Raw genomic sequence first — 6493 nt, forward strand, 5'->3', positions numbered from 1 at the left:
AGCCAGCCCACATGGCCGTGACATGACCGGCCGGGGGCCTCAAGGAGTCCTGCAGGCTGCTGATCTGAGGGAGCGTCACATCGGGCACGGCACTAGAGATCGACCCGTGCGGTGGGTTCCTGGCCGTTCTGGGCCTGGCGGGCCCGGTCGGCCAGCAGTTTGGCGAACGCGACCAGGGACTTGGTGTCGAGCTTCTTGGTGCCGCTGGAGTACTCCACCTGACCGAGGACGGTACCGGCGCGGAGGATGACCACGCCCGAGTACGCGTGCTGGGCTCCGTCGTACTCGCTCGACGAGTAGGCGGTGCTGGCGTCTCCGATCTGCTCCAGCGAGATCGGGGAGGTGTCGCCCGTCCCGCCGGGGTGACTGCTCGCGGACCGGTAGGCGGCGGTGGCGTTCTCGGCGCTGTCGAAGGTGGCGTAGCCGAACTTGACCCCGGTGGAGTGGGAAGAGTCGTCGAACTGTGTGCCCTGTACGGAGAGGCGCCCCGTGCAGCCGCGGTCGCAGCCCGGGGCGAACTCCAGCTCACTACCCGCCCGCCAGCCGGCCGGCATGGACTGCAGGTCCGGCGCGATGGCCTTCGCCAGCCGGGTGTCCCGGACTGCCGTGGCCTTGTCGGGCGCGGAGGCGAAGAATGGGGTGTCGTCGGCGTCGAACACCTTCAGCGCGCCGTTGACGGCGAAGGCCAGGACGATCACCACCGCGAGGACGACGGCGGCGATCGGGCCCGGGCTCTTGCGGATGCTGAGCGGGCCGACGGCGATGACGTTGTTCGACATGTCGCGTCCGACGTTGAAGTGCTGGCTCATGCCGCCGGACGGCTGCTGCGCCGGCGCGGCCGTGAGGCTGCGGAGGTGGGCGGCGAAGAGCGGCTCCTGCTCCAGGAGTGTCAACAGCCGTGCCCGCAGCTCCTCCTGGGTCGCCGTCCCCGCGGGATCGCCGTCGAAGCGTTCGAGCACCCGCCTGCTCTCCTCGTCCATCCCGAGGCGTTCGCGCGTTGTCCGGTTGACCCGTTCCCCCACCGCGTTCCCCAGGCCGGTGCCGACTCCCGTGCCGATGCCGGTCGCGATCCCCGAGATCACCGACACCACCAGCGCCGCCAGTGCCGCCACGTCCATGAGCCCCCCAGCTGTCGTGTGTTCGACCGGCCGGAGAGGCTTCCCCGTGCGGGGTGCCGGTATGCACGGTTCCGGCTCCGTCCACGGGTTGGGGCGGAGGGTGCCTCAGCCGTGCGGGGTGTCCGGTGGGCCGTGTTGGAGGTGGTCGGCGAGGGCTCGGGCGATGGCCTCGGTGGTGGCGGTGGGCTGCCAGGCCCACTGGCCGTTGGGGTTGCACTCCAGGAAGAACCACTCGCCGGCCGCCGTGACGGCGAAGTCGAAGGCGCCGAAGACGAGGTGGAAGGAGGCGAGGTAGGCGGCGACCGCCCGGGTGACCCGGTCGGGGACGGTGACCGGGGAGCAGTGCATCAGGCTCTGACGGCGGCGCCAGTCGAGGTCCGGGCTGTCGATCCGGACGTCAGTGACCCGGCACGGCCGGTGGCGGACGGTTCGTCGCCGGTGGCCTGGGACCGGGCGCCGTTCGTCACCCGCGGTGCGGGAGGCGCGGCGGTGCTGGCCGTGGTGGCGACGGAGAAGCCGCTCTGCCACTGTGTCGAGCTGCATCTGTTCCGCTTCACCCGGGCCGGCCGCCCGACGGGAGAGCGCGCTGCCGAAGGCCGTGGGCACCGCGGTGGCGCTGAGTTCGGACCTCGGCAGGATCGCGGTCTCGGGCGCCGAGGACAGCACGGTGGCACTGTGGGACATCTCCGACTTCCAGCAGCCGCGCCGGCAGGCGGTGGTGTCCACCGTCCGGACCGTCTCGGACCTGGCGTTCGACCGGACGGCCGGGCTGCTGGCGGTCCGGGACATGGTTTCGACGCTACAGCTGTGGGATGTTCGTCGGTCGGCCGATCCGAGGCGGGTGGCCGATCTCGAGGGACTGCTGAGGTTCGATCAGGTGGTTTTCCCGGCTGCCGGATCCTCCTTGGTGATCGAGGGAGGTGGCGGGGTCCAGGTGTTGCCGACGGACACCGGTGTGCTGGCTGCGCGGCTCTGCTCGTACGGCGGGGTCCCGATCACCCGCGACCAGTGGCAGCTGTACGCCCCGGGCATCCCGTACCGGGAGCCCTGCCCCAGCGGTTGATGTTTGATTCTGGTGGTTTGAGTTTGATAGCGTTCGAACGTCGTCGGCGGCCCCGCCGCACCCGGTCGCCACATGGGAGTGTCGGCTGGTCGGGGTAACGCTGATGGCGCGCTGGTGGCGGCCGTTGAGGGTCGGTCCGTCGCCAGAGAGGCCGGTGGCGCCCCTCCGTTCGTCGGGGTGTCACCGGCCTCTCACCGTTTGGGGTCTGACGTGGGTTCAGGAGGCCTGGGCCGTCACCGTGGTTCCGGGGGTGACGGCGACGGTGGTGTAGCTGTAGGTGGTGCCGTCGACGGTCTTGGTGGCGGCGGGCCTGGCGAGGCCGTTCACCGTGATGGTGGAGGCGGTGCCGGGGAAGCGGGCCTCCCAGGTGTAGGTGTCGGGGCCGGTGGTGTTGGTGAGGGTGGACTTGGTGGCGCCGTCGTGGCGCAGGGTCAGGGAGTTGGCGCCCAGGCGCAGGTCGGAGACCTGCAGCCAGCCCATGCCGGTGGGCAGGTGGGAGGCGGTGGCCAGGGTGCGGGCCGGGGCGTTGGGCTCCACGCCCATCAGGCCCTCGACGGTCTGGCTGACCAGGGTGAAGGAGACCTCGGGGTAGTCGCCATTGTTGCCCTGGGCCGCGACGGGGTGCTTGTCGTCGCGGCGGTCGTAGACGTACTGCATCCACTTCCACGCGGTGTCGTTGCGGTTGTAGGTGAAGTACGTGTCGGGCAGGTAGGTGATGGCTTCGATGTTGTCGGGCTTGCCGCTCCCGCTCGCCTGCAGGTCGACGTAGTCGAGGTAGGCGTCGTTGCGGGTGCCCGGCGCGGTGATCCTCTTCATCGGCATGAACCAGCTGTTCTCCTTGCCCCAGCCGGTCGAGGCGGCGCCGGAGGTGGAGTAGCCGCGGACCATCGCCGCGCCCGAACCCGTGCCGCTCCAGGTCGAGTTGAAGTAGCTCTTCAGGTCGGCGGCCTTCTGGGTGTACTGGGCGGAGAGGGCGGCGTCGCCCTTGCCGCCGGCCAGCGCGGCCATTGCGAGGAAGGCCTGGTACTGGGAGCCGATGGAGTCGCCGGCCTCCGCGAAGTGGTCGTCGCCGAGCTCCTCGTAGCTGGCGGAACCGGAGAAGATGCCGTTGCCCGTGCCCTCGGCAACGCCGTTCGGCCTGGCGGAGTCGTGCAGCTCGACGAACTCCTTGGTGGCGTGCCGGTAGAAGTCCCACAGGGCGGTGTCGTCGACGTAGGAGCGGTCGCCGCTCCAGCGGTACGCCTCGTCGGCCTTCTCGACCAGCTCGAAGGCGGCCGGGACCTCGCGGACGAAGGAGTCCGGGCCGTTGTAGTCGATGGAGAGGTAGGTCCGGTTGTCGAAGTTGAGCGCCCAGACCGGGTAGTACTTGTGCTCCGGGGTCGCCGAGGCGGCGAAGGCGCGGAGCATGGTGAGGTTCTCGGCGTTGAGGCCGAGGACGGAGGCGCTGGCCACCTGGTGGGACATGTCGCGGGAATAGTAGGCGCTGCGGTGGGCGTAGCCGGCCCAGTAGGAGGCCTCGTAGGTGGCGCTGCCCGAGCCGGAGGGGTGGCCCTCGTCCACGTTGAGCGGGCCGTTGGTGCCGGGGACCTGGACCCAGCTGTTGGCCTTGCGCTTGGCCCAGTCGAAGAGGGCGGCCGCCTTGGGGTCGGAGGAGGTGACCACCGGGTCGGCGGGGGAGGCGGGGGAGAGCATCAGGTCGTCGACGTTGATCCAGGCGGTGCCGGACTCGAAGGCGATCTCGACGCTGTCGCCGGCCTTCACCGGCACCCGGCTGACGGTGTAGCGGGCGTAGGTGGAGCGACTGGGCAGGGCCACGGTGCCGGCGGTGGTGCCGTTGACCCGGACGGTGAAGCTGCCGCCGGTGCCGCCGGTGGCGATCCAGGCGGAGAAGTCGAAGCTGCCGTCGGTGATCGGGGTGACGGTCTGCCAGATCTTCTTGCCGGCGCCCGCGTCCAGGTAGGCGAGCCGGCCGCCGAAGTGCGGGTTGTTGGTGGCGGTACCGGTGCCGGTGGTGAAGTTCCAGGCGGTGGTGCCGAGTTCGAAGCCGGGGTTGGTCACGGCTATCGGGGCGCTGCGGTACACGGCGACGTCGTCGACGTTGATCCAGGCGGTGCCGGACTCGAAGGCGATCTCGACGCTGTCGCCGGCCTTCACCGCGACCCGGGGCACGGTGAAGCGGGTGTAGGCGGAGTTCCCGGGCAGGGCCACGGTGCCCGCCGTGGTGCCGTTGACCCGGACGGTGAAGCTGCCGCCCGCGCCGCCGGTGGCGATCCAGGCGGTGAGGTCGTAGGTGCCGGTGGTGGTGGGGGTGACGGTCTGCCAGATCTTCTTGCCGGCGCCCGCGTCCAGGTAGGCGAGTCGGCCGCCGGTGCGGGGGTTGTTGGTGGCGGTGCCGGTGCCGGTGGTGAAGTTCCAGGCAGTGGCGCCCTGTTCGAAGCCGGGGTTGGCCAGGGCGGGCGGCGGCGTGGTGGCCGCGGCCGCGGTGGGGGCGGCCGTGGTGAGCGGCGCGAGGCCGGTGAGCAGGGAGAGTGCGGTGAGGACGGTCAGGCGTGCGGGACGGATGGGGCGCATGGGGGAGCTCCGGTGAGGGGTCGGAAGGCGATGGGCGGACGCTAGCAGTCCGGATCGGGCTTCCCCTAGTTTTGCAACATTGCGATGCCATATACGTCAGAAAGCTTCCATGAATACCTTGCAAGCAACTTTGCAAGGTTGCTAGCCTCCTGCCCCGTCGGCAATGGAGCCGGCTCCGAGCAAGTGGTCAAGGGGTTCTGACATGGACATAAGCCGTCGCGGAGTGCTGAAGGCCGGGGGAACGCTCGCGGTGGGCCTGGGTCTGTCAGGAGTTGCGGCCTGTGCCGGCACCGGTACCCCGAAGGCCGGGGCGAGCGCGGGGGACCCCGGCTCGGCCACCAAGGGCGACATATCGGTCTGGAGCTGGCAGGGCCCCGCCGCCCAACTCAAGGCGCTGGTGCCGGCGTTCAACGCGGTCTATCCGGACATCAAGGTCAACGTCCAGGACATCGGTAACCCGGCGATCTGGGACAAGATCAACACCGGGATGGCGGCCGGCGGCGCCGGCCTCGCCGACGTGCTGCACATCGGCGTGGACTACCTGCCCAGCTACGTCGAGAAGTTCCCGATCGGCCTGGCCGACCTCGGACCGCTCGGCGCCTCCCGCTACAAGGAGGCCTTCGCCCAGGGCCTGTGGGCCACCGTCGCACCCCAGGGTCGCGTCAACGCCCTTCCCTGGGAGGCGAATTCGGGTGGCTTCTGGTACCGCGCCGACGTCTTCGAGCAGGCCGGGGTGGACCCGAACGCGCTGGACACCTGGGACGACGCGATCGAGGCCGGCAAGAAGATCAAGGCGAAGACCGGCAAGTACCTGCTGGGCATCGACAAGCCCGCCTCACAGGCCGACGCCGCCAACTTCTTCCAGCTGCTGCTCCAGCTCCAGGGCTCCTTCTACTTCAACCTCGAAGGCGCCATCACGCTGGACTCGCCCGAGGCCGTCAAGGCGATGACCGTCATCAAGAAGATGAACGACGCCGGGCTGGTCTCCGACCTGGCCGGCGGCTGGACCGCCCTGATCAGCTCCATCAAGCAGGGCACCGCCGCCGTGCTGCCCTGGCCCACCTGGTTCGGCGGCGTGATCGAGGAGACCGTCCCGGAGGAGGCCGGCAAGTGGGCGGTCCGGCTGCCCCCGGCCATGCGGCGCGGCGGCTCCACCGCCGCGACCGTCAACTCCACCCACCTGGGGATCAACGGCAGCAGCACCCAGCAGGCCGCCGCCTGGACCTTCATCGAGTTCGTGCTCACCCGGCCCGACTCCCAGGTCGCCATCTACCGCGGCAAGGGCATCGCCCCCGCCCTGCTCAAGGCGTACGAGGACCCGGTCTTCCACACCACCTCCCCCTTCTTCCGCGAGCAGCGCAAGGGCGAGGTCTTCCTGGAGGCGCTCAAGGCGCCCTCCCCGGCCTTCAACTACACCTCCGACTACGCCCGCGCCCTCAAGGTGGTGACGGACGCCCAGACCAAGGTCCTGCTCAAGGGCGCCGACCCCGCCGACGTGCTGCGCAAGGCGGCCGACCAGCTCGCCCAGCAGTCGGGCCGCAAGCTGGTCAGGTGAGCCGGAGACGACGCGGAGGCGGGGGGGGGGGGGCGGCGGGGCGGGGGGGGGGGGGGGGGGGGGGGGGGGGGGGGGGGGGGGGGGCCGCGGGCGGCGGCCGGGCGCGGCCCGAAGGTGGGGCCGTCGCTGTCGGGCCGGCGCTGCGAGGGAACCGGACCGGTCGGCGCCTGCGGGGCCTGCGGCGCG

General features: G+C 70.8%; 5 protein-coding genes. 2 read left to right on the forward strand and 3 right to left on the reverse strand.

From position 1 onward, the window contains the following. Positions 1–92: 92 nt before the first annotated feature. Both ACZ6ZR_RS25700 and ACZ6ZR_RS25705 read right to left on the reverse strand, forming a co-directional pair. Positions 93–1118, reverse strand: a complete 1026-nt coding sequence (locus ACZ6ZR_RS25700) for a hypothetical protein (RefSeq protein WP_465646049.1) — start codon at positions 1116–1118, stop codon at positions 93–95. A 105-nt stretch (positions 1119–1223) separates the two neighbouring features. Beyond that, positions 1224–1802 (reverse strand): hypothetical protein, encoded by a 579-nt coding sequence (locus ACZ6ZR_RS25705; RefSeq protein ID WP_465646051.1) that lies wholly within the window; start codon positions 1800–1802, stop codon positions 1224–1226. Between ACZ6ZR_RS25705 and ACZ6ZR_RS25710 the strand changes: the two genes are divergently transcribed. Continuing rightward, positions 1786–2181: a hypothetical protein gene (locus ACZ6ZR_RS25710; RefSeq protein WP_465646053.1), complete on the forward strand. Its 396-nt coding sequence runs from the start codon at positions 1786–1788 to the stop codon at positions 2179–2181. The two genes, ACZ6ZR_RS25705 and ACZ6ZR_RS25710, sit on opposite strands and share 17 nt — an antisense overlap. A 216-nt stretch (positions 2182–2397) precedes the next feature. On the opposite strand, the gene ACZ6ZR_RS25715 is transcribed toward ACZ6ZR_RS25710, so the two are convergent. After that, a complete protein-coding gene (locus ACZ6ZR_RS25715; protein ID WP_465646055.1) occupies positions 2398–4752 on the reverse strand; it encodes a carbohydrate-binding protein in 2355 nt (784 codons plus the stop codon). A gap of 202 nt (positions 4753–4954) precedes the next feature. Between ACZ6ZR_RS25715 and ACZ6ZR_RS25720 the strand changes: the two genes are divergently transcribed. After that, positions 4955–6307 carry an ABC transporter substrate-binding protein gene (locus ACZ6ZR_RS25720; protein ID WP_465646057.1) on the forward strand — a complete coding sequence of 451 codons (1353 nt, stop codon included), beginning with the start codon at positions 4955–4957 and terminating at the stop codon, positions 6305–6307. Positions 6308–6493 lie beyond the last annotated feature (186 nt).

It is taken from the genome of Kitasatospora sp. NPDC088742, assembly GCF_055584905.1.